Here is a 21,480-nt window from a genome sequence, read left to right on the forward strand (position 1 = left end):
AATCATTCAAATATTTTATATGTAAAATATTAATTACATAAACGCTCATTATGTAAACACAAAAATACATATCAGTAAACTAAATTTTTGGAATTTTACATAATTTCGAATTTCTTATAGATTAAACTATATAATTAAACTCTTTTTTATAGATGATAACCTGATAAAAAATGACTTAGAGATATTGGGTGTAATGATATATTTACATTTTGATTGGCTAGTTCTTTGTTTAGTGCATTTATTCTAATAGATCGCTTTCACAATTTTATCGCTATAATGTGTTGAAAGATTAATTCTAGGAATCAGTAAAATGAATCAAGATAAGTGTGTACTTAATTTGATGGGCACAAAAATTCAAATCTGGCTACAGCATGACAGCCCACAACAGATATTAAACGAAGCTCAAAAGCGATTAATTGACTATGAGCGCCGATTTAGTGCTAACAATTCGAGTTCAGAACTGATGCAAGTTAATCTTAATGCCGGTATCAAACCGGTAAAATTACAATCAGATCTTTTTACCCTCATCAAAATAGGTAAAACGCATAGTTTGGCTGAAAATAGTTTTTTAAATATTGCTATAGGTCCGCTAATTCAAGCTTGGCGGGTAGGATTTGCAGATGCACGTTATCCTTCAAAAGCAGAGATCGACGAACGATTACAACTCATTGATCCTAATGACATTATCTTAGATGACACAAATCAGTCGGTATTTTTAACAAAACCAGGCATGGCAATTGATCTTGGTGCATTAGCCAAAGGCTATTTTGCTGATATAATTATTGCGTTTTTTAAACAGCAACATGCCAAATCAGCTTATATCGATTTAGGGGGCAATGTATTAACTTTTGGCGATTGTCCTTTTCATGATGATGGATATTGGCAGGTTGGCATTCAAAATCCATTTTTAGCCAGAGGCAATGTCATTGCTGCTTTGAAAATCAAGAATCAGTCGGTGGTAACTTCGGGCATTTATGAACGAACATTTTGTTATAACGGTAAAACTTATCACCATATTTTTGATAGCAAAACCGGTTATCCTGTTCAAACTGATGTAGAAAGTATAACTATTGTGAGCGAGCATGCGCTTGATGGCGAAATTTGGACAACACAACTGTATGGCAATGATGCCAGACAAGTTATTCAGCGGATAAACAAAATGGCAAATATCGAAGGAATGGTTGTGACCGTAAATCGTGAATTTGCGAGCTCAAAAGGGTTGTTGATTTAAATTTAATTAACTGGTTTTATTTAACTTTTAAATTATTGGTCTGTTCTTTTTTATCAAAAGATGATACAAAAAGTTTGATCAGCTCCTTTTCTGCAACACTAAGCGTTTTATTGGCAGAGTATGCAATAAAATAACTCAGTGAAATGAGTTCCAAAGGTAATGGAATTAAGTTGTAAGCAACATCATCCGGTTTATTATTGATGCTGACACTTTCCGGTATAAAAGTCACACCAACCCCTTTTTTGGCAAGCTCAACAATCGTAAAAATATTACTACTTTCCAATATGATGTTTGGTTGGATTTTATATTTTTGAATGAGATATTCAATTTGATGTCGAATGGTGGAACCGTGTGAAGTTAGCAGCAGCTTTTCTTGTAATAAACCTTTCATAAACTCATGATTATAAGCAATGTTTTTGGCATTTTTTTGATACAATTTTGAGCTTTCCGGTATCAGTGCATAGTAACAGTGTTTACCACATTTATGACTGATTAAATTCGGTGAAATCGTTTCAGCGTTTTGCCCGATAAAAAAATCGAGTGTTTGATTTTCGGTTTTTTCTTCACTATTTTTGGGGACATATTCGTGTAATTCGATCTTTATATGGGGAAACTTTTGCATAAAAGTCGGTAAAAACAGCGGTAATAAATAAGTTCCTAAGCTAGGTAAGACACCGATTTGAATAACAGTATAGTTGTTGTCAGTATATTTTTGGATTTTCTTTCTAAATGTTTCTTGTTTATCGACTAATGAAGCAAGATATTCATAGTAGATTTTTCCAGCTTCGGTCAATTGTAACGGTGTTGTCTGCCGGTTGATAATTTCGGTACCCAGATCACTTTCAATTTTTTTGATAGTTTGGGTTAAATATGATTGTGATATATACAGATTTTGGGCGGCTTTAGTATAATTGCCGTGCTTTAGTAAAACATCAATATATTGCAACATAATAAGTGAATTAATTTTAGCCATTCTAGTTATCTCGCTCTATCCCACTTAATTATAACAAATTACTTATAAGTCTATAATTAATCAGCTATTTCACAAATATTTTTTTCTGTTCTACACTAGCTTACATAATCATTTGCACATTAGTCAACATACTTAAAATAACAATAATTGATTCTATCATTTTGTGCCATTTGCGAAAGAATTTGTATTACAAAATATTGATATTAAAAAATTGTGCCGAAAGGTACTAAGTGAGGTTTTAAAGTGAAATTTGTTGGTATAGTTGGGACCAATTCCGATCGTTCCACTAATAGAAAATTGCTCCATTTTATGAAAACGCATTTTGCCGATAAAGCAGAAATTGAAGTGTGCGAAATTAAATCATTACCTGCATTTAATGAGCCAAGTGATAAAACACCACCGGCCGCAGTTCAAGCGTTATCCGATAAAATTGAGGCGGCTGACGGAGTCATAATTGCAACGCCAGAATATGATCACTCAATAACAGCAGCATTAAAAAGTGTTATTGAATGGCTTTCTTATACAACTCGCCCTCTCATTAATAAATGTGTCATGATTGTTGGTGCCTCTCATGGCATGCTTGGTTCTTCAAGAGCCCAAGCGCATTTGCGCCAAATTTTAGATGCGCCGGAATTAAAAGCACGTATTATGCCTAGCTCGGAATTTTTGCTAGGGCAATCGTTACAAGCTTTTGATGAGCAAGGTAATCTTGTTTATGCCGATAAAGTTAAAGAATTGGATGAGTGTTTCGATGAATTTTTATTATTTGTGGAATTAACAAATAAGTTACTGCAAACAGGTAAATTTAATACTGAACAAAATAAAAAATTTAGTTGGAAACAAGCGGCAGAAGAAGGAGCATCATCATGAAATTAATCGGAATTGTAGGCACGAATGCTAAAGAGTCTTATAACCGTATGTTGCTGCAATTTATGCAACGACATTTTGCCAACAAAGCTGAAATTGAACTATTAGAATTGACCGATGTGCCAATGTTTAATGAAACAGATGATCAATCTAATAGCCCTGTTATTCAAAATTTTAATGAGAAGATTATGCAAGCAGACGGCGTGATTATTGCCACGCCAGAGCATAATCACTCTATACCTTCAGCCTTGAAAAGTATTATTGAATGGTTGTCTTTCAATTTACATCCTTTTGACGGTAAGCCCGTTATGATTGTTGGTGCATCTTATGATGTGCAAGGATCATCACGAGCACAACTTCATTTGCGTCAAATTCTTGATGCGCCAGGCGTGAATGCTACGGTGATGCCGGGGTCTGAATTTTTACTCGGGCGCGCTCATCAAGCTTTTGATGAAGAGGGCAATTTGAAATCTGAACGTACCATTGATTTTCTCGATAGCTGTTTTTTACGTTTCTTACGTTTCACACAAGTTGTTAACTTACTTAATGTTCCTGAAGAAATCAGCTATGAGCCGGGAAAATATAGCGTGACAGCACCGGGACATAATGGCGATTTGCCGATGATTGTTACCCTATCGAGCGATCGCATTGAATCGATCGATATTGATACGCAAGGCGAATCAGAAGGTATTGCCGATGTCGTATTTAAACGTATTCCGTCTCAAATTCTGGAAGGTCAAACGCTCAATGTTGATCTTATATCGGGTGCTTCGGTAACCAGTAATGGGGTGATTGATGGGGTTGCCAAAGCAATTAAAATGGCTGGCGCTAATCCTGATGTGTTACGAAAAAGACCGAAAGCCCCAAGTGCAGTTGATAATAGTGATGCGCTATATACCACCGATGTGGTTGTCGTGGGTGCCGGAGGTGCTGGTTTATCAGCAGCAGCCAGTATTTTACAAGAAGGTAAAAAGGTCATTGTGGTTGAAAAATTCCCGGCTGTTGGCGGTAATACCGTTCGAACAGGGGGACCAATGAATGCGGCAAATCCTAAATGGCAAAACACGTTTAATGCTATTGCTGGAGAAAGCCACACGCTATCAGAAATCGTCGCTATTGATGAAACGACGATTGATCCGGAGTATCTGGCAGACTTTAAAGCTTTAAAAGATCAAATTAATGCCTATTTAGCAGAAAATAAAGATAAAACCGGTTACTTGTTTGATTCGCCATTGCTTCACCGAATTCAAACTTATCTGGGTGGTAAACGAACAGACCAGCTCGGTAATGTGATTTATGGTCAATATGACCTCGTTAAAATCTTAACTGATGAAGCGCTAGAATCAGTTAAATGGCTCGAAGATATTGGCGTTGAATTTGATAAACATGATGTGACTATGCCCGTTGGCGCGTTATGGCGTAGAGGTCATAAACCTTTAAAAAGCGAAGGTTATGCGTATGTTTCTGCGTTACAAAAATATGTCGAAGATCATGGTGGCATCATCATTACTGATACAGCCGTTAAAGAGTTAATTGTCGATAATGGACATGTTTGTGGTGTGATTGGTCAAGGTCTGAATAATAAAAAAGTTACCGTGGAAGCTAAGGCGGTTATTCTGGCTTCTGGTGGCTTTGGCGCCAATACCAAAATGCTCAAACAGTACAACACGTATTGGACTGAAATTGATGATGATATCAAGACCTCGAACTCTCCTGCGATTACTGGTGATGGAATTCTATTAGGACAAAGTGTTGGTGCTGATTTAGTTGGTATGGGATTTTCACAAATGATGCCTGTTTCTGACCCTGACACCGGTGCTTTGTTTAGTGGGTTACAAGTGCCGCCACAAAATTTTATTATGGTTAATAAACAAGGTAAGCGTTTTGTTAATGAGTATGGTAGCCGGGATAAGCTAACCCAAGCAGCTATTGATAATGGTGGATTATTTTACTTAATCGCCGATGAGGCCATTAAAAAGACAGCTTATAATACCTCGCAAGAAAAAATTGAAAAACAAATTGCCGCTGGCACACTGTTTTGCGCCGATACTTTAGAGGAATTAGCCGAAAAACTGGGTATGGATGCGCAAGTGTTTAAACAGACAATTACCAATTATAACGCCTATGTCGACGCAAAATATGATCCTGAGTTTGGTAAAGATGTGTTCGATTTAAAAGTCGAAATTGCCCCATTTTATGCCACGCCAAGAAAACCGGCAGTGCACCATACCATGGGCGGACTAAAAATTGATACCCAAACACATGTGCTTGATGAAGCCGGGCATAAAATCTCTGGTTTATATGCTGCCGGAGAAGTCGCAGGTGGAATTCATGCAGGTAATAGACTCGGTGGTAATTCATTAACAGACATATTTACGTTTGGTCGAATTGCCGGAAAAACAGCATTAAAGGATTTAAGTTCAAGAATGGAGTCTAATTATGGTGACGGAAAATAAGTATACTAATCGATGGCTTATACTCATTGCATCAACCTCTATTTTACTTTGTACCGGTGCAATTTATGCTTTCAGCGTGTTTGCAGGTCCTTTAAGTATCGAAAAAGGTTGGAGTATGTCAGAGGTCATGACTGCCTTTGCAATTAATTCGGCAGTCGGTCCGATCCCAATGATTCTCGGTGGCTTTTTGACTGATAAGGGACTGGCAAAATGGTCGAGCGTTTTAGGTGGATTACTCTTTGCGCTTGGCTTTGTATTGACTGGTTTTGTTACCTCGCCTTTCATGCTTTATATTACCTATGGTTTATTAAGCGGTTTTGGGCAAGGACTTGCTTACTCGGGATGTTTAAGTAATACCATTAAATTTTTCCCGGACAAAAGAGGGCTTGCTTCCGGTATTATTACCGCCGGTATGGGCGGTGCAGCAATTATTGCTGCACCTATCGGAAATGCTTTAATTGAACACTATGATGTGCTTAGTGCATTTAAGTTTTTAGGCTTTGCTTATATGGTTGTCATTATCATAGCAAGTTTATTCATTAAAGTTGCGCCCGCCAACTATCAACCTGCGGGTTGGACACCGGCCAATAATCAACAAGCTAAAGCTATTGTGAATAAAAATTGGCAACAGATGCTTAAAACGCCATATTTTTACCTCATATTTTTTATGTTAGGTGCCGGCGCTTTCTCCGGATTAATGATAGCCTCAAATGCATCTGGCATTGGGCAAAAAATGTTCGGATTAACGTCAGCTATTGCGGCATTTTATGTCAGTTTGTATTCATTAAGTAATTGTGCCGGGCGAGTGGTATGGGGAACGGTATCAGACAAACTAGGGCGTAACAAAACGTTAGATATCATTTTTTCAGTTATCATCCTAGCTTTTGTTTCATTCTTATTTATCCCTTCTCAAATTGGCTTTGCCATAGGTATTATTGCACTCGGTTTATGTTTTGGTGGTGTTATGGGCGTTTTTCCACCAATGGTAATGGAAAATTATGGCCCGATTAATCAAGGCGTGAATTATGGTGTTATCTTTATTGGCTACTCATCGGCTGCTTTCTTTGCGCCAAAATTAACAGCAGATATATTGGCCAATAACGGTGGAAATTATACTAACGCCTTTTATGTGGCAATTGGGGTTGCATTTATTGGCTTAGTATTAAATATGATTTATAAATGGGTTAAAAAAAGATAAGGTAATTTTGCTTAGCAAAATATAAAGTAAAAGGAGTACATCAATTGTACTCCTGTTTTTTTTATTGCAGATAAGCTAATTTCAACGTAGCGTTTAAGTACGTGCAATTGACTCTAACACGATAGTTTTATCTATGCCGTCAATCACTTCCACATGACCAATTTTAGTTGGAATAACCAATCTAAGTTTGCCAGACAAGACTTTTTTGTCACGAAGCATATGCGGAATATAGGATTCAATTGACATTTGCGCCGGTTTAGTAATCGGTAACTTCGCTTTAATCAGTAAATTTTTGATGCGATCAATATCCGTTACAGAAAGCTTACCCAATAGGGCAGCGCTCTGAGCTGCCATAACCATTCCCACACTAACTGCTTCACCATGTAACCAATTACCGTAGCCAAGTTCAGCTTCAATTGCATGACCATAAGTATGGCCAAGATTTAAAATTGCTCGCATATCTTGTTCAGTTTCATCAGCGGCGACAACTTGCGCTTTAAGTTCACAGCAACGATAAATACAGTAGCTTAATGCATTAACATCTAAATTTAATAGATCATCAATGTGCTGCTCTAACCAGCTAAAAAACGCACTATCTAAAATAATGCCATATTTGATCACTTCAGCTAAACCGGCTGACAGTTCACGCTGAGGTAAGGTTTTTAAGCAATTAAGATCAATGACAACAGATTGCGGTTGATAAAATGCCCCAATCATATTTTTTCCCAACGGATGATTAATAGCCGTTTTACCGCCAACAGAGGAGTCAACCTGTGAAAGTAACGTTGTTGGAACTTGAATAAACTTGATACCACGTTGATAAGCAGAGGCTGCAAATCCCGCTACATCGCCAATCACACCACCACCGAGCGCAATAAGTGTGCTACTACGGGTATGATTATTAGCTAATAAGGCAGTTAGCATGGTATTCCATGTTTCCATGGTTTTATATTTTTCACCGTCAGGAACAATTACAGAATCTGTTTTAATGCCGCTTTTTTCCAACATTTCAGTTAACGTAGCTAAATACAATGGGGCGATAGTTTCATTGGTTGCAATAAGAACTCGTTGACCTGCTTTGAGTTTAAATGGTTGAAACTGGGACAGGAGGTTTTCACCGATTGTAATAGGATAACTGCGGTTTTCGAGGGCAACATTTAAGATCTTTTGCATGATGATTTCCGGACAATTCAAAGTCGATATATTGTTGCATGTTAGCGATAAAAATGTGGCAGCGCAACATAGAATCATTTAAAATTAATGCCAATTTTTAAAAGCGATGTTGAATTTTATATGTCTTTATCTATTGTTTTAGCGCAAAAAAACTGGCGTGTTGGCGATATTGAAACAAATACCCAACAAATTATTGAGCTGATGCACAACCATACCGCTGATGATCTTATTGTGTTTTCTGAGCTGGCAATTTGTGGTTACCCGCCGGAAGATTTAATTTATCGTGTTGATTTCAAAGATCGTTGTCAAAAAGCGTTAGGCTCTATTTTGCAAGCAAGTAAGCAGTGCGCAGTTATTGTGGGTCACCCACATTGGCAAAACGGACATATTTATAATGCTCTTTCATTATTTTCAAATGGCAAACAATTGGCTTGTTACCATAAGCAGTGTTTACCAAATTATGATGTATTTGATGAAAAACGATACTTTACCGCAGGTAATCAAAGTTGTGTTGTCGATTTTAAAGGAAAAAAACTGGGATTATTGATCTGTGAAGATCTTTGGCAAGATGAACCAATTGATCAGTTAAGTTCAGCGCAAGTGGATATTATCATTACCGTTAACGCTTCCCCTTATGATATTGAGAAGCCAAGATATCGGCATGAACTGGTTAAGCGCCATGCAACAAGAACACAATTACCGATTATTTATGTCAATCAAGTCGGTGGTCAAGATGAGCTGATATTTGACGGTGACTCTTTTGTTTGTAATGAGCATGGCGATATCGTTTGCCAATTAAAATCTTTTGAAGAGCAAGTCGCTCGTTTTCAATTAGGGCAAGCTTATAAAGCAATTGATAGCCAAGAAGATAATGTGCTTGCGTCTGTTTATGATGCGCTTGTACTGGCAACGCGAGATTATATCACCAAAAATGGTTTTAACGGTGCTGTCTTAGGACTATCAGGTGGTATTGATTCGGCTTTAACACTAGCTATTGCTGTTGATGCATTAGGTAAAGATAAAGTTCAAGCGGTGATGATGCCGTTTCGTTATACTGCTGATATCAGCGTTGCTGATGCTAAAGAAGAAGCCGAAATTTTAGGCGTTGAATTTGATATTATATCGATTGAACCAATGTTTGATGCATTTATGTCATCTTTAAGCCCAATGTTTGCAGGTACCCGAAAAGATACAACAGAAGAAAATTTACAAGCACGTTGTCGGGGTGTTATTTTAATGGCGCTTTCGAATAAGCGTGGTCGATTAGTACTAACAACCGGTAATAAAAGTGAAATGTCGGTCGGATATGCAACACTTTATGGCGATATGGCTGGTGGTTTTGATGTACTTAAAGACGTGCCAAAAACAATGGTTTTTGCGTTATCAAAATATCGTAATTCTCGTTCTTATGTTATTCCACAAAGAGTGATCACTCGTCCTCCTTCAGCAGAGCTTGCACCTGATCAAAAAGATGAGGACAGCTTACCGCCATATGATATTTTAGACGGTATCTTAAAAGGTTATGTAGAGCAGGATCTTTCCGTTGAACAACTTATTGAGCAAGGTTATGATGAATCAACAATAAGACGTGTCATTAAATTGGTGGATATTAATGAGTATAAACGGCGCCAGTCAGCGGTAGGACCAAAAATTACAGCACGCAACTTTGGTAAAGGCAGACGATATCCAATTACATCTGCTTTTGGATTTAAGAACTGGTAATCTCGAATTAAGGGCAAAACTATGAAAAAAATTGAAGCTATCATCAAACCATTTAAACTCGATGACATTCGAGAAGCACTAGCCGATCAAGGTATTACCGGTATGACAGTCACAGAAGTTAAAGGTTTTGGTCGCCAAAAAGGGCATACAGAGCTTTATCGTGGTGCAGAGTATATGGTCGATTTTTTACCTAAAGTTAAAATTGAACTTATTGTGCCTGATGATATTTTAGAAATGTGCATTGAAACAATTATGAAAACGGCTCAAACAGGCAAGATCGGTGACGGTAAAATCTTTGTTTACAACGTGGAGCAAGTGATACGAATTCGTACCGGGGAAATGGATGAATCCGCTATTTAACTTAGTAGCGAATATCCGGTCTTTCCTGTTTAAGTAACTCTTGGGTTACAACCCCTTGAATAGAACAGATTAGAAGGCGCATATTATCACCTTTCTCAAGTAACAGTAGTTTTTCAGTGGTATTCGGTGCTGGAATGGTTTTAACACCAACAACGGCGCCAGTGTTTTTACGCCAAACTTGAATATCATCGTTGATGTTGCGAATCATTGGATTAGCAATATAGAGCAAATTATCTTCCATATTTTTCCAATTGAGAAAATTTAAAGCATCTTTAATCTGCTCGATATCATTATCAATAATAAATCCCCAAAAATAGTATTTACCCATTTTATCCAGATTCATTGCGCTATCATAATAACCGATAATCTTAAGATTTTTATATAAAATTGGGGTTTTAAAGTAAATATAGTTTTTGGTTGTATCGGCGCGATTTTCAACAGGAATATAAGCTTGATTTTGATTAAAAACTTCAATATTGGTATGCGCTTTCAATTCATCTTTAGATGCATAAACATCCTTAAAAAACTCAGGCGAGCAAAGCGCTAGTGACTCTATTAACGGTACTTTATCGGCTGAAGCGATAAATGAACAAAACACAAAAAATAAAGTAATAAGGTTTTTGATCATATTGATTATATCTGACAAAAAAGCACCATTAAACGAATAAGTACTGATTGTATTATTATTTAAGCAGAATAACAATGTAAAAGCAGCTTTTCTTTTTAAAGATTTATTAAGAACAGTCTACTTAATAAACAACCAAATATCATAAATGAATTTAGCCCCACAAAAATTCAATTTATCAAGCACAAATATTTTTTATATTCATTTATGGAAGGAAGATCCCATAATGATGAATTTATAAAAAAAATAGTTTGTGGATTAGAAATTTTAAGATAGTTTAAATTGAGTAGTAACTTATGTAAGTTATTTGTTTTATTAAGTTTAAATGGAAGTAAATTATGAGTTCTATATTTGCAAATGAAATCTTAAAACAATTTTCTTGTCTTGAAGATGTGTCGATTAAAACGTTTTTTGGTGGGTTTAGCATTAACAGCAAACAGATCATGTTTGGTTGGATTGATAAACAAAATTTTTATTTACGAGGGCACGCTTTTTATCGCTCAATTTTTATTGAATTGGGCATGCAACCTTTAAATTTACCTGCAGGGATTGCAACTAAGCAGCTTGACTATTATAAAGTTAGCGATGATTTGTTGAAAGATCATCAAAAATTACTTCCCATTGTAAAAATGGTAATTGAATATGCTGAACTTGATCTGCATGAAAAAAAAGAACAAAAACAGAAGCGTATTAAATCACTACCGAATATTACTTTTTCATTGGAAAAATTATTGTACAGTGTTGGGATTACAGATTTAGAAAAATTTATCGAAATCGGATATTTAGAAGCTTTTTACCGAATAAAGAATAAAAAACCAGATATTTCAAGCAATCTGTTATTTACGTTATATGGTTCGCTAAATGGTCGGCATGTTGCATCGTTATCTGAAACATTAATCAAAGAAATTGAAAAAGATTACCAATCTTTTTTAGAAAAAAAAGAGTAGGTATTAATAGCTTATAATTAATTGTTGATTAAGATAATACCATCACAGGCATAAGCACCTTAGTGATGGTATTTAATTGTTTTTAGCTAACGTTGTAACTATTTATGAGGTTTTTCTTTTTATGACGTTCTTCTTCGTGTTGTTCTTTTAAATGTTTTAGGTACAGGTAAATTGGTTAGCAACGCATTTGGATCATATTGGCTTACCGGAATGGCATGATCGATAGCCTTTTCAATTGCAGGTAAATTCTGTGAATAACGTTCACAAGCCAATGAAATAGAATAGCCTTCAGCACCCGCTCGGCCGGTACGGCCAATCCGATGTCGATAATCATCACAATCATCAGGCAGATCATAGTTAAATACATGTGTTACATTTGGAATGTGTAATCCACGTGCAGCAACATCAGTTGCCACTAAAATATCTAAATCACCGCGAGTGAACTGCTCAAGAATCGATAGACGTTTCTTTTGTGCGATATCACCGGTTAGTAATCCAACACGATGACCGTCAGCGACTAAATGGCGCCAAATCTTTTCGCAAGCAACTTTGGTATTAGCAAATACAATACAACGATCAGGCCACTCTTCCTCAATAAGGGTCTGTAGCAAAGCCAGTTTATCTTCGTTAGAAGGGAAAAACAGCTCTTCTTTAATACGGTGGCCAATTTTTTGTTCGGGCTCAACTTCTACATATTGTGGATTGTTCATATGCTCAAAGGCAAGTTCACGCACGTTGTGGGTTAAGGTTGCTGAAAAGAGCATTGTTAAGCGCTTTTGTGGTGGTGTCATGTGTCTGAAAATCCAACGAACGTCACGAATGAATCCTAAATCAAACATCCGATCTGCTTCATCTAACACCACAACTTGAATCGATTCCAGATTGATGTAATTTTGCTTAGCATAATCGATTAATCGTCCGGTAGTGGCTATCAAAATATCCACACCTGCTGATAGCATTTTTAATTGTTTATCATAACCATCGCCACCATAAGCAAGACCTAATTTTAAACCGGTTTCCTCAGATAATATTTGCGCATCATTGTAAATTTGTACAACTAATTCACGGGTAGGTGCAATAATAACTGCTCGAGGTTGATTAATACTATGATCAGCAAGCGGTTGGTGATTCAATAAGTGACTAAAGGTTGAGGCTAAAAAAGCGATAGTTTTGCCTGTTCCTGTTTGCCCTTGTCCTGCAATATCAATACCTTTTGTAGTAAAAGGTAACGTTTGTTCTTGAATAGGCGTACAATAAGTAAAACCCTTTTTTTCAAGTGCTTTGATAACTAAAGGATGTAAAGGAAACTGACTAAAAGTCGTTTTTGTAAGATATGATTGAATCATTGTGGTTGTCAAAGATAATTATCAGAATTTTTCGATTATAACATATTAACAGCTAGTGCATCACTAATAATTATGTCCTATTAAAATAATTACTAGCACAGAGCGGTAAAATGTCCTAACATTAAAACCATAAAATTTATATTATTGGAGATTACGACTATGAGTCATAATATCGTTGCACTTTCAGAAAGTATTTTTGATAAAACTATCAACGAATCAACAAAACCTGTTTTAGTGGATTTTTGGGCTGAGTGGTGTGGACCATGTAAAATGATTGCCCCAATTTTGGAAGAAGTTGCATCAGAATATAGTGATAAGATTGTTATTGCCAAATTAAACGTCGAAGAAAACCCAAATATTGCGCCTAAATTTGGCATTCGTGGAATACCCACTTTATTAATTTTTAAAAACGGAAAAGTGGTCGCAACACAAGTAGGTGCAGTATCTAAAGCACAGCTAAAAAGCTTTATTGATGCGCAACTTTAGTTTCTTATTCTATCCACCATTACAATAAAATAAGCGTAATTATTGTTACGCTTATTTTGTTTTTCTACACTATTTCGCTTAAAAATGGGCAAAATCTATAATTTAATATAGACATGCCCGTTTTTTTAGTGTACATTGCTAGCTTCTTACAAGAACCCCTTTCAGCAATCCTTTGTTTTTCTTGGTAAAGTGGTGAAAATTCTATAAACCTATACACATAATTATCATCAAAAGTTTAACAATAGATTAAGTTTGTGAATTGTTAGAAAGAGAATTTTTTATAAGTAAATGAAAGAAATATACAAATTTAGCAGTAATTGCAAACATATCAATTTTATCCTCAAGAATTTTTAAAATTATGAATTTAACTGAATTAAAAAACACTTCTGTCTCTGAGCTTGTAGCGCTTGGGGAAAAAACAATGGGGCTTGAAAACCTTGCCCGCCTTAGAAAACAAGACATTATCTTTGCAATCTTAAAACAACATGCCAAAAGTGGAGAAGATATCTTTGGTGATGGTGTGCTGGAAATTTTGCAAGATGGATTTGGCTTTTTACGCTCGGCCGATAGTTCTTATTTAGCAGGTCCGGACGATATCTATGTTTCTCCTAGCCAAATTCGACGGTTTAATTTAAGAACGGGTGATACCATCGCCGGTAAAATTAGACCACCGAAAGAAGGTGAGCGTTATTTTGCTTTATTAAAAGTTAATGAAGTAAATCATGATAAACCTGAAGACGCCCGCAATAAAATTCTTTTTGAAAACTTAACTCCACTTCACCCCAACTCTCGATTACGCATGGAACGCGGAAATGGCTCAACTGAGGATATTACAGCCAGAGTTCTTGATTTAGCATCGCCTATCGGTAAAGGTCAACGTGGTTTGATTGTGGCCCCACCTAAAGCGGGTAAAACAATGTTGCTACAAAATATTGCACAAAGTTTAGCGGTCAATCATCCTGAATGTGAATTAGTTGTTTTAATGATTGATGAACGCCCGGAAGAAGTGACCGAAATGCAACGATTAGTGAAAGGTGAAGTTGTTGCATCAACATTTGATGAGCCAGCGGCTCGCCATGTTCAAGTCGCTGAAATGGTAATTGAACGAGCAAAACGTCTTGTCGAACATAAGAAAGATGTCATTATTTTATTAGATTCAATTACCCGTTTGGCACGTGCATATAACACTGTTATTCCTTCATCTGGTAAGGTATTAACGGGTGGTGTAGATGCAAATGCTTTACATCGTCCTAAACGCTTTTTTGGTGCTGCCCGTAATGTCGAAGAGGGCGGAAGCTTAACCATTATTGCTACTGCGCTGATTGATACCGGCTCTAAAATGGATGAAGTTATTTACGAAGAGTTTAAAGGTACGGGTAATATGGAAGTCCATTTATCGCGTAAAATTGCTGAGCGCCGTGTGTTCCCTGCTATTGACTTTAACCGTTCCGGTACGCGTAAAGAAGACTTAATGACCTCACCTGATGAACTACAAAAAATGTGGATCTTACGCAAAATACTTAACCCAATGGGTGAGATTGACGCAATGGAATTTTTAATCGATAAACTTGCCATGACTAAAACCAATGACGAGTTTTTTGAAATGATGAAGCGTTCATGATTTGCGCAGTCAGTACAAAATATTATTAAAGTAATGAAAAATAGCCGTGTTATATACTGATACGGCTTTTTTTGTGGCAAAATATAGCGTAATTTATAATTTATAGAACTTTTTAAATTAAAGATGTTGTAAAAACAACCTTATTAACAGGGTTATTTGAGATTAAATTAAGGAGCCAAATCATGTCTAAACAACAAATCGGTGTTATTGGAATGGCCGTTATGGGGCGAAATCTAGCGCTGAATATTGAAAGTCGCGGATTTTCTGTCTCGATTTATAATCGTTCTAAAGATAAAACAGAACAAGTCATGGCTGAACATTCTGATAAGCACTTGGTTCCTTATTTTACCATTGAAGATTTTGTGAACTCTTTAGAAAAGCCTCGCCGAATCTTAATTATGGTACAAGCTGGTAAAGGTACTGATGCTGTTATCAATGAATTAAGACCACTATTAGATAAAGGTGATATTATTATCGATGGCGGTAATGCCTATTTTGAAGATACCATTCGCCGTAATAAGATGCTTTCTGATGAAGGGTTTAACTTTATTGGTGCAGGTGTCTCTGGTGGTGAAGAAGGTGCATTAAAAGGACCATCTATCATGCCTGGCGGTCAAAAAGAGGCATACGAATTAGTTGCCCCAATTTTAGAGAAAATTGCCGCGAAGGTAAATGGTGAGCCATGTGTAACTTATATTGGTCCCGATGGTGCCGGTCATTATGTCAAAATGGCACATAATGGTATTGAATATGGTGATATGCAGCTGATTGCTGAAAGCTATTGGGTATTAAAACATGTCGTCGGTTTGACTAATGATGAACTTGCTGATGTCTTTGCGGATTGGAATAAAGGCGAATTAGATAGCTATCTGACAGAAATTACCGCTGATATCTTCAGATTTAAAGATGAAAATGGTGATTATTTAATTGATAAAATCTTAGATGCCGCCGGGAATAAAGGTACCGGTAAATGGACAAGCCAAAGCGCTTTAGATCTTGGTGAACCTTTATCATTGATAACTGAGTCGGTTTTTGCACGTTATATTTCAGCCATTAAACAGCAACGTGTTGCGGCATCGAATATTTTGAAAGGTCCAAAACAGGTTGCTTTTACGGGTGATAAACAAGCGTTAATAGAGAAAGTGCGTAAAGCGCTATATATGGGTAAAATCATCTCTTATGCGCAAGGCTTTTCACAGTTAAAAGCGGCTTCACAGCACTATAATTGGCAACTTAATTATGGCGAGATAGCTAAAATTTTTAGAGCCGGATGTATTATACGTGCTCAGTTTTTACAAAAAATTACCGATGCATATACGGCTGATAATCACATCGATAATTTACTGCTTGCCCCTTATTTTTGCCAAACAGTTGAAGCTTATCAACAATCATTACGGGATGTTGTGTCTTTAGCTGTTCAACAAGGGATCCCGGTGCCAACATTATCTTCAGCTATAGCTTATTACGATAGCTATCGTTCAGCTGTGCTACCCGCTAATTTGATTCAAGCTCAGCGGGATTATTTTGGTGCACATACTTATAAACGAATCGACAAAGAAGGTGTTTTCCATACTGATTGGTTAAACATTGAGTCATAAATAGTGTTGTTTTGTTATTGAACTTTTCAAATTGAGTGCAATGAAAATTGCACTCTAATTCAGTTATCTTTTCTTGATTAATCTGTTTTATGTCGTTTCTTTTTTCGCTATGAAAAAAAATACTGGCGGCGATTAGCTTTAGCGTTGTCAAGCAAATTTATTTATTAAAAAATCTAGAAAAGCACAATATATGGTGTATAATTCATTTATATCCACTATATATAGTGTTGTTTAAGCGATGTGAAAATCCTGGTCTTTATCAAGTAAAACCAAATATTCTGACAAAAAATGAATTGTTCTTAATAATTACAATGAATATTTATGTTGATACCAAGCCTATGCCAAGCGCTAATTATTAATGAATGTTGAGGGGAGTATATATGCCTGTTGTAATCAAACGAGATGGCTGTCAAACTGCGTTTAATGAGACTCGAATTAAAGATGCTATTGTCAGAGCTGCTGTTGCAGCTAACGTTCAAGATCCTGATTATTGTGCAGCTGTCGCTCGAGTTGTTACCAATCAAATGGCAGAACGAGACAGTGTCGATATTAATGAAATTCAAAATGCTGTTGAAAATCAGTTGATGTCAGGTCCTTATAAAAAACTAGCCAGAACTTATATTGAATATCGTCATGATCGTGATCGTGCTCGTGAAGAGCGCAGTCGTTTAAATCAAGATATTCGAGGGTTGATTGAACAAAGTAACGTCGCTATTTTAAATGAAAACGCTAATAAAGACAGCAAAGTAATCCCAACTCAGCGTGATTTACTCGCTGGAATTGTTGCAAGGCACTATGCTAAACAATATTTATTACCGAAAGATATTTCTCATGCTCATGATTGCGGTGAAATTCACTATCATGATTTAGATTATGCGCCTTTTTTCCCCATGTTTAACTGTATGTTAATCGATTTAGATGGCATGTTAACAAATGGTTTTAAAATGGGGAATGCCGAAATCGAACCACCAAAATCGATTGCGACAGCCACAGCAGTAACCGCACAAATTATTGCGCAAGTTGCAAGCCATATTTATGGTGGCACAACCATTAATCGTATTGATGAGATTTTGGCAAAATTTGTCACAATCAGTTATCAAAAACATAAAAAAATTGCTGAACAATGGGATATTCCAAATCCGGAAGCTTATGCTGAAAGTCGTACCGAAAAAGAGTGTTATGATGCTTTCCAATCTTTAGAGTATGAAGTCAACACGTTACATACTGCTAATGGTCAAACGCCATTTGTGACGTTTGGTTTTGGTTTGGGAACAAGCTGGGAATCACGCTTGATTCAAGAATCTATTTTAAAAGTCCGTATTCAAGGTTTAGGTAAAAATCATAAAACTGCCGTATTCCCAAAATTGGTTTTTGCGATTAAAGATGGCATAAATCATAAACAAGGTGATGTAAATTATGACATCAAACAACTTGCCTTAGAGTGTGCAAGTAAGCGTATGTATCCGGATATTTTGAATTACGATAAAGTTGTCGAAGTCACCGGTTCATTTAAAACGCCAATGGGATGCCGAAGCTTTTTAGGTGTCTATGAGCAAGACGGCGAGCAAATTCATGATGGGCGAAATAATTTGGGCGTAATTAGCTTAAATTTACCACGTATCGCTATTGAAGCTAAAGGTGATGAAACGCGTTTTTGGGAAATATTAGATAAACGTCTTGCACTTTGCAAAAAAGCACTTATGACGCGTATCGCTCGTCTTGATGGTGTTAAAGCCCGTGTTGCACCTATTTTATATATGGAAGGGGCATGTGGCGTAAGGCTAAAAGAGGATGACAGCGTTTCTGAAATCTTCAAAAATGGTCGTGCATCAATTTCATTAGGATATATCGGGCTTCATGAAACCTTAAATGCACTTTATGGCAACCAAACACATCCGTTTGATAATGACACATTACGAGCTAAAGGTGTGGCAATTGTTGAACATCTGCGTAAAGCTGTTGAACAATGGAAAGCCGAAACCGGATATGGTTTTAGTTTATATAGTACACCGAGTGAAAATCTATGCGATCGCTTCTGTCGGTTAGATACGGCTGAATTTGGTGTCATACCGGGCGTGACGGATAAAGGTTACTATACAAATAGTTTTCATCTTGATGTTGAGAAAAAGGTTAATCCATACGAGAAGATCGAGTTTGAAAAACCTTATCCACCCGTTGCCAGCGGTGGCTTTATTTGCTACGGCGAATACCCAAATATGATCAATAATGTCAAAGCATTAGAAGATGTATGGGATTATAGTTATACTCGTGTTCCATATTATGGTACTAATACTCCGATTGATGAGTGTTATGAATGCGGTTTTACGGGTGAATTTTCATGTACCAGCAAAGGATTTGTTTGTCCTAGTTGTGGCAATCATGATTCATCAAAGGTCTCTGTGACTCGTCGTGTTTGTGGTTATTTAGGTAGTCCTGATGCTCGTCCGTTTAATGCTGGCAAGCAAGAAGAAGTGAAACGACGAGTAAAACACTTAAATAATGGTCAAATTGGCTAATTATTCATGAAAAACTTATGAATTATCATCGTTACTATCCAGTCGATGTGGTTAATGGCGAAGGGACTCGCTGTGTACTTTTTGTAGCAGGCTGTGTACATCAGTGTCCCGGCTGCTATAACAAAAGTACTTGGGGATTAAACTCTGGTTCGCCATTTACACAATCACTTGAAGATCAAATTATTAAAGATTTACAAGACACCGAAATTAAACGTCAAGGGTTATCCCTCTCCGGCGGTGATCCGTTGCATCCGCAAAATGTCCCGGCAATATTAAAATTGGTTAAACGGGTGAAATCTGAGTGTGAGAATAAAGATATCTGGTTATGGACAGGGTATAAACTTGACGAATTAACCGCTGAACAACAAGCGGTTATTCCTTATATTGATGTACTTATCGATGGCAAGTTTGTGCAAGAACTTGCCGAACCAAGGCTATTATGGCGAGGAAGTAGCAATCAAGTCATCTACCGTTTTAAAGATCCATCCTAAAATTATTGTTGTGATTTGTGTAGATTTAACAGGTAAGAAATCGCTTCACGATAATTGATTTCTAAATTTTCACTGCTGGATGAGCTGATGTGTAAATCGGTGATCTTGCCATTATCAATACCATAAACCCAGCCATGTAAGTTGATTTTCTTTCCTCGTTGCCAAGCCGATTGGATAATGGTTGAATGGCCAAGGTTATAGACTTGTTCAATAACATTTAGTTCACACAAAATATCCATACGGATATTAGCCGGAAATTCACCAATTAACGAACTGTAACGAAACCATAAATCACGAATATGCAATAACCAATTATTGATCAAGCCTAAGTCCGGATTTTCAACCGCCGCACGAATACCACCACAGCCTAAATGACCACATACAATAATATCTTCTATTTCAAGCACATCAACCGCATATTGTACGACTGATAAACAATTTAAATCGGTGTGAATGACTAAATTACCGACATTACGATGAACGAATAATTCGCCGGGCTTTAATTTGATCAGCTTTTCAGCAGGGACTCGGCTATCAGAACAACCAATCCATAAAAACTTAGGATTTTGAGCAATTGCAAGCTGTTTAAAAAAATCCGGATCTTCTAATTCTATTTTTTCTGACCATTCGTGATTAAAACGAATCAGATCGTTTACATCAAACATACTCATTATTTCCTTTTATTTCATTACTATTTGACAGAGTGAACTGCTAACACGTACTAATTACTTTATTGTATTTATGTGTTGGATTTTGCTTGCCATGATTAATTTACGCCATAATGGTGTGGTTAAAAATTTGGCCTTAATGATTTTGCTATACAGTTTGATGCGTAGTGGCATGGTTTTTTGATAATAACGTTTATTCGGTTTGGGGTGCCGATCATTGAATATTTTGCTTAAAATTTCAGCGCTATCAAGCGCGTAGCTAATTCCTTCTAACGAACTGGCACTGATAAATCCTGCGGCTTCGCCGATTAGAAATATGTTTTCATTACCGGTATAAAAATCACGGAATCGATTTGGGTAAACGACTAAACATTTTTCGGTTTTTAATGGCTCACCAAAAACAAATCCTTGCTGAGTTAATTTCTCTTTTAATAACTCAAAATGTTCATTGGCTTCTTTTTTGGCAAAGGCACCACCAAAAATAAAGTATCCGTCTTTAGAAATGCTCCAGGCATAGCAATTAGTTGTCGCATTATCAAAAATACATGAATAAAAAGGATGCGGATTTTTTTCAGCAAACCATTGTTGAATGGCAACATATTGCCTTATCGAATGATTTGGATAACGCATTCTTCGGACAACTGAATTAGCACCATCAGCCCCGACAACATATTGTGCGGTGATGTTATGTTCTACTTTATTTTCGTCTTGATAAGTAACTTGATAGCCATCAATGACTCTTCTCACTTCTTTACATAACGTATTATGTAGAACCGTGACATTTTCCGGGATGAGAGATTTCAACCAAAGATCAAATTTGTGCCTATCAAAGCTGACATAACTGCGTTGATAATTACGCACAAGTTTTGATTGTAAATCAAATGTTTTGACACTGAAGATTTGAGGATCGGTCAAAATACTTTTTGGTAAATTTAAATTTTGTCTGACAAAAGCTTTTTGTGCATCATCGGCTAATAATCCACCGCATGGCTTATGAAACCCTTCATCACCAGTTTGATGTTTTTTATCTAATGCAATAACTTTGAAAGATGAGCTAAGTAGACGCGCTAGTGTACTGCCGGCTGGTCCAAGACCAATAATTGCAATATCGTAATCCATGCTTTTATTTCGTTAGTTTTGAGCTTTTGAATGGCGCTTATATTAACACAATTTATTGCAAAATGTGTTTATTCGTACAATGA

Annotated in this window: 18 protein-coding genes; 12 read left to right on the forward strand and 6 right to left on the reverse strand. The window is 36.6% G+C overall.

From position 1 onward, the window contains the following. Nucleotides 1–310: 310 nt before the first annotated feature. On the forward strand, nucleotides 311–1,231 hold the full coding sequence (locus GYM74_RS01415; protein ID WP_220218725.1) for an FAD:protein FMN transferase: 921 nt from the start codon (nucleotides 311–313) through the stop codon (nucleotides 1,229–1,231). A gap of 16 nt (nucleotides 1,232–1,247) precedes the next feature. On the opposite strand, the gene GYM74_RS01420 is transcribed toward GYM74_RS01415, so the two are convergent. After that, a complete protein-coding gene (locus GYM74_RS01420; RefSeq protein ID WP_220218726.1) occupies nucleotides 1,248–2,204 on the reverse strand; it encodes a LysR family transcriptional regulator in 957 nt (318 codons plus the stop codon). A gap of 243 nt (nucleotides 2,205–2,447) precedes the next feature. Between GYM74_RS01420 and GYM74_RS01425 the strand changes: the two genes are divergently transcribed. The 3 genes from GYM74_RS01425 to GYM74_RS01435 are packed head-to-tail and all read left to right on the forward strand — an operon-like array spanning nucleotide 2,448 to nucleotide 6,725. After that, entirely contained in the window at nucleotides 2,448–3,074 is a 627-nt protein-coding gene (locus GYM74_RS01425) for an NADPH-dependent FMN reductase (RefSeq protein ID WP_220218727.1), read from the forward strand. Next, complete coding sequence (locus GYM74_RS01430) at nucleotides 3,071–5,527, forward strand: flavocytochrome c (protein WP_220218728.1); 2,457 nt, start codon at nucleotides 3,071–3,073, stop codon at nucleotides 5,525–5,527. The genes GYM74_RS01425 and GYM74_RS01430 overlap by 4 nt, the downstream gene beginning before the upstream one ends. Continuing rightward, on the forward strand, nucleotides 5,511–6,725 hold the full coding sequence (locus GYM74_RS01435; protein WP_220218729.1) for an OFA family MFS transporter: 1,215 nt from the start codon (nucleotides 5,511–5,513) through the stop codon (nucleotides 6,723–6,725). Before GYM74_RS01430 ends, GYM74_RS01435 begins: the two co-directional genes overlap by 17 nt. A gap of 93 nt (nucleotides 6,726–6,818) precedes the next feature. Here the strand turns inward: GYM74_RS01435 and aroB are convergent, their stop codons facing one another. Continuing rightward, nucleotides 6,819–7,898: a 3-dehydroquinate synthase gene (gene aroB / locus GYM74_RS01440; protein ID WP_220218730.1), complete on the reverse strand. Its 1,080-nt coding sequence runs from the start codon at nucleotides 7,896–7,898 to the stop codon at nucleotides 6,819–6,821. A gap of 87 nt (nucleotides 7,899–7,985) precedes the next feature. Here aroB and GYM74_RS01445 point away from each other — a divergent pair, with 87 nt between their 5' ends. Further along, nucleotides 7,986–9,620: an NAD+ synthase gene (locus GYM74_RS01445; RefSeq protein ID WP_370634033.1), complete on the forward strand. Its 1,635-nt coding sequence runs from the start codon at nucleotides 7,986–7,988 to the stop codon at nucleotides 9,618–9,620. A 21-nt stretch (nucleotides 9,621–9,641) separates the two neighbouring features. Further along, complete coding sequence (glnB, locus tag GYM74_RS01450) at nucleotides 9,642–9,980, forward strand: nitrogen regulatory protein P-II (RefSeq protein WP_065586186.1); 339 nt, start codon at nucleotides 9,642–9,644, stop codon at nucleotides 9,978–9,980. Between the two features lies 1 nt (nucleotide 9,981). On the opposite strand, the gene GYM74_RS01455 is transcribed toward glnB, so the two are convergent. Continuing rightward, nucleotides 9,982–10,626, reverse strand: a complete 645-nt coding sequence (locus GYM74_RS01455; RefSeq protein WP_220218732.1) for a hypothetical protein — start codon at nucleotides 10,624–10,626, stop codon at nucleotides 9,982–9,984. 317 nt (nucleotides 10,627–10,943) lie between these two features. Between GYM74_RS01455 and GYM74_RS01460 the strand changes: the two genes are divergently transcribed. Then, a complete protein-coding gene (locus GYM74_RS01460; RefSeq protein WP_220218733.1) occupies nucleotides 10,944–11,552 on the forward strand; it encodes a TfoX/Sxy family protein in 609 nt (202 codons plus the stop codon). A 119-nt stretch (nucleotides 11,553–11,671) separates the two neighbouring features. Here GYM74_RS01460 and rhlB read toward each other — a convergent pair whose 3' ends face one another. Next, entirely contained in the window at nucleotides 11,672–12,898 is a 1,227-nt protein-coding gene (rhlB, locus tag GYM74_RS01465) for an ATP-dependent RNA helicase RhlB (RefSeq protein WP_220218734.1), read from the reverse strand. Nucleotides 12,899–13,057: 159 nt separating this feature from the next. On the opposite strand from rhlB, the gene trxA reads away from it, so the two are divergent. From trxA to nrdG, 5 genes are all read left to right on the forward strand, one after another. Next, nucleotides 13,058–13,384: a thioredoxin TrxA gene (trxA, locus tag GYM74_RS01470; protein ID WP_220218735.1), complete on the forward strand. Its 327-nt coding sequence runs from the start codon at nucleotides 13,058–13,060 to the stop codon at nucleotides 13,382–13,384. Between the two features lie 358 nt (nucleotides 13,385–13,742). Next, nucleotides 13,743–15,005 (forward strand): transcription termination factor Rho, encoded by a 1,263-nt coding sequence (gene rho / locus GYM74_RS01475; protein WP_220218736.1) that lies wholly within the window; start codon nucleotides 13,743–13,745, stop codon nucleotides 15,003–15,005. A 182-nt stretch (nucleotides 15,006–15,187) separates the two neighbouring features. Next, complete coding sequence (gndA, locus tag GYM74_RS01480; protein ID WP_220218737.1) at nucleotides 15,188–16,603, forward strand: NADP-dependent phosphogluconate dehydrogenase; 1,416 nt, start codon at nucleotides 15,188–15,190, stop codon at nucleotides 16,601–16,603. A gap of 380 nt (nucleotides 16,604–16,983) precedes the next feature. Further along, entirely contained in the window at nucleotides 16,984–19,119 is a 2,136-nt protein-coding gene (nrdD, locus tag GYM74_RS01485; RefSeq protein ID WP_220218738.1) for an anaerobic ribonucleoside-triphosphate reductase, read from the forward strand. 17 nt (nucleotides 19,120–19,136) lie between these two features. Next, nucleotides 19,137–19,610, forward strand: a complete 474-nt coding sequence (nrdG, locus tag GYM74_RS01490; RefSeq protein WP_220218739.1) for an anaerobic ribonucleoside-triphosphate reductase-activating protein — start codon at nucleotides 19,137–19,139, stop codon at nucleotides 19,608–19,610. Nucleotides 19,611–19,612: 2 nt separating this feature from the next. Here the strand turns inward: nrdG and can are convergent, their stop codons facing one another. After that, complete coding sequence (gene can / locus GYM74_RS01495) at nucleotides 19,613–20,275, reverse strand: carbonate dehydratase (protein ID WP_220218740.1); 663 nt, start codon at nucleotides 20,273–20,275, stop codon at nucleotides 19,613–19,615. A gap of 60 nt (nucleotides 20,276–20,335) precedes the next feature. Continuing rightward, on the reverse strand, nucleotides 20,336–21,397 hold the full coding sequence (locus tag GYM74_RS01500; RefSeq protein ID WP_220218741.1) for an FAD-binding protein: 1,062 nt from the start codon (nucleotides 21,395–21,397) through the stop codon (nucleotides 20,336–20,338). Between the last annotated feature and the right edge of the window lie 83 nt (nucleotides 21,398–21,480).

The sequence above is a fragment of the Gilliamella sp. ESL0405 genome (assembly GCF_019469205.1).
Classification (GTDB): Bacteria; Pseudomonadota; Gammaproteobacteria; order Enterobacterales; family Orbaceae; genus Gilliamella.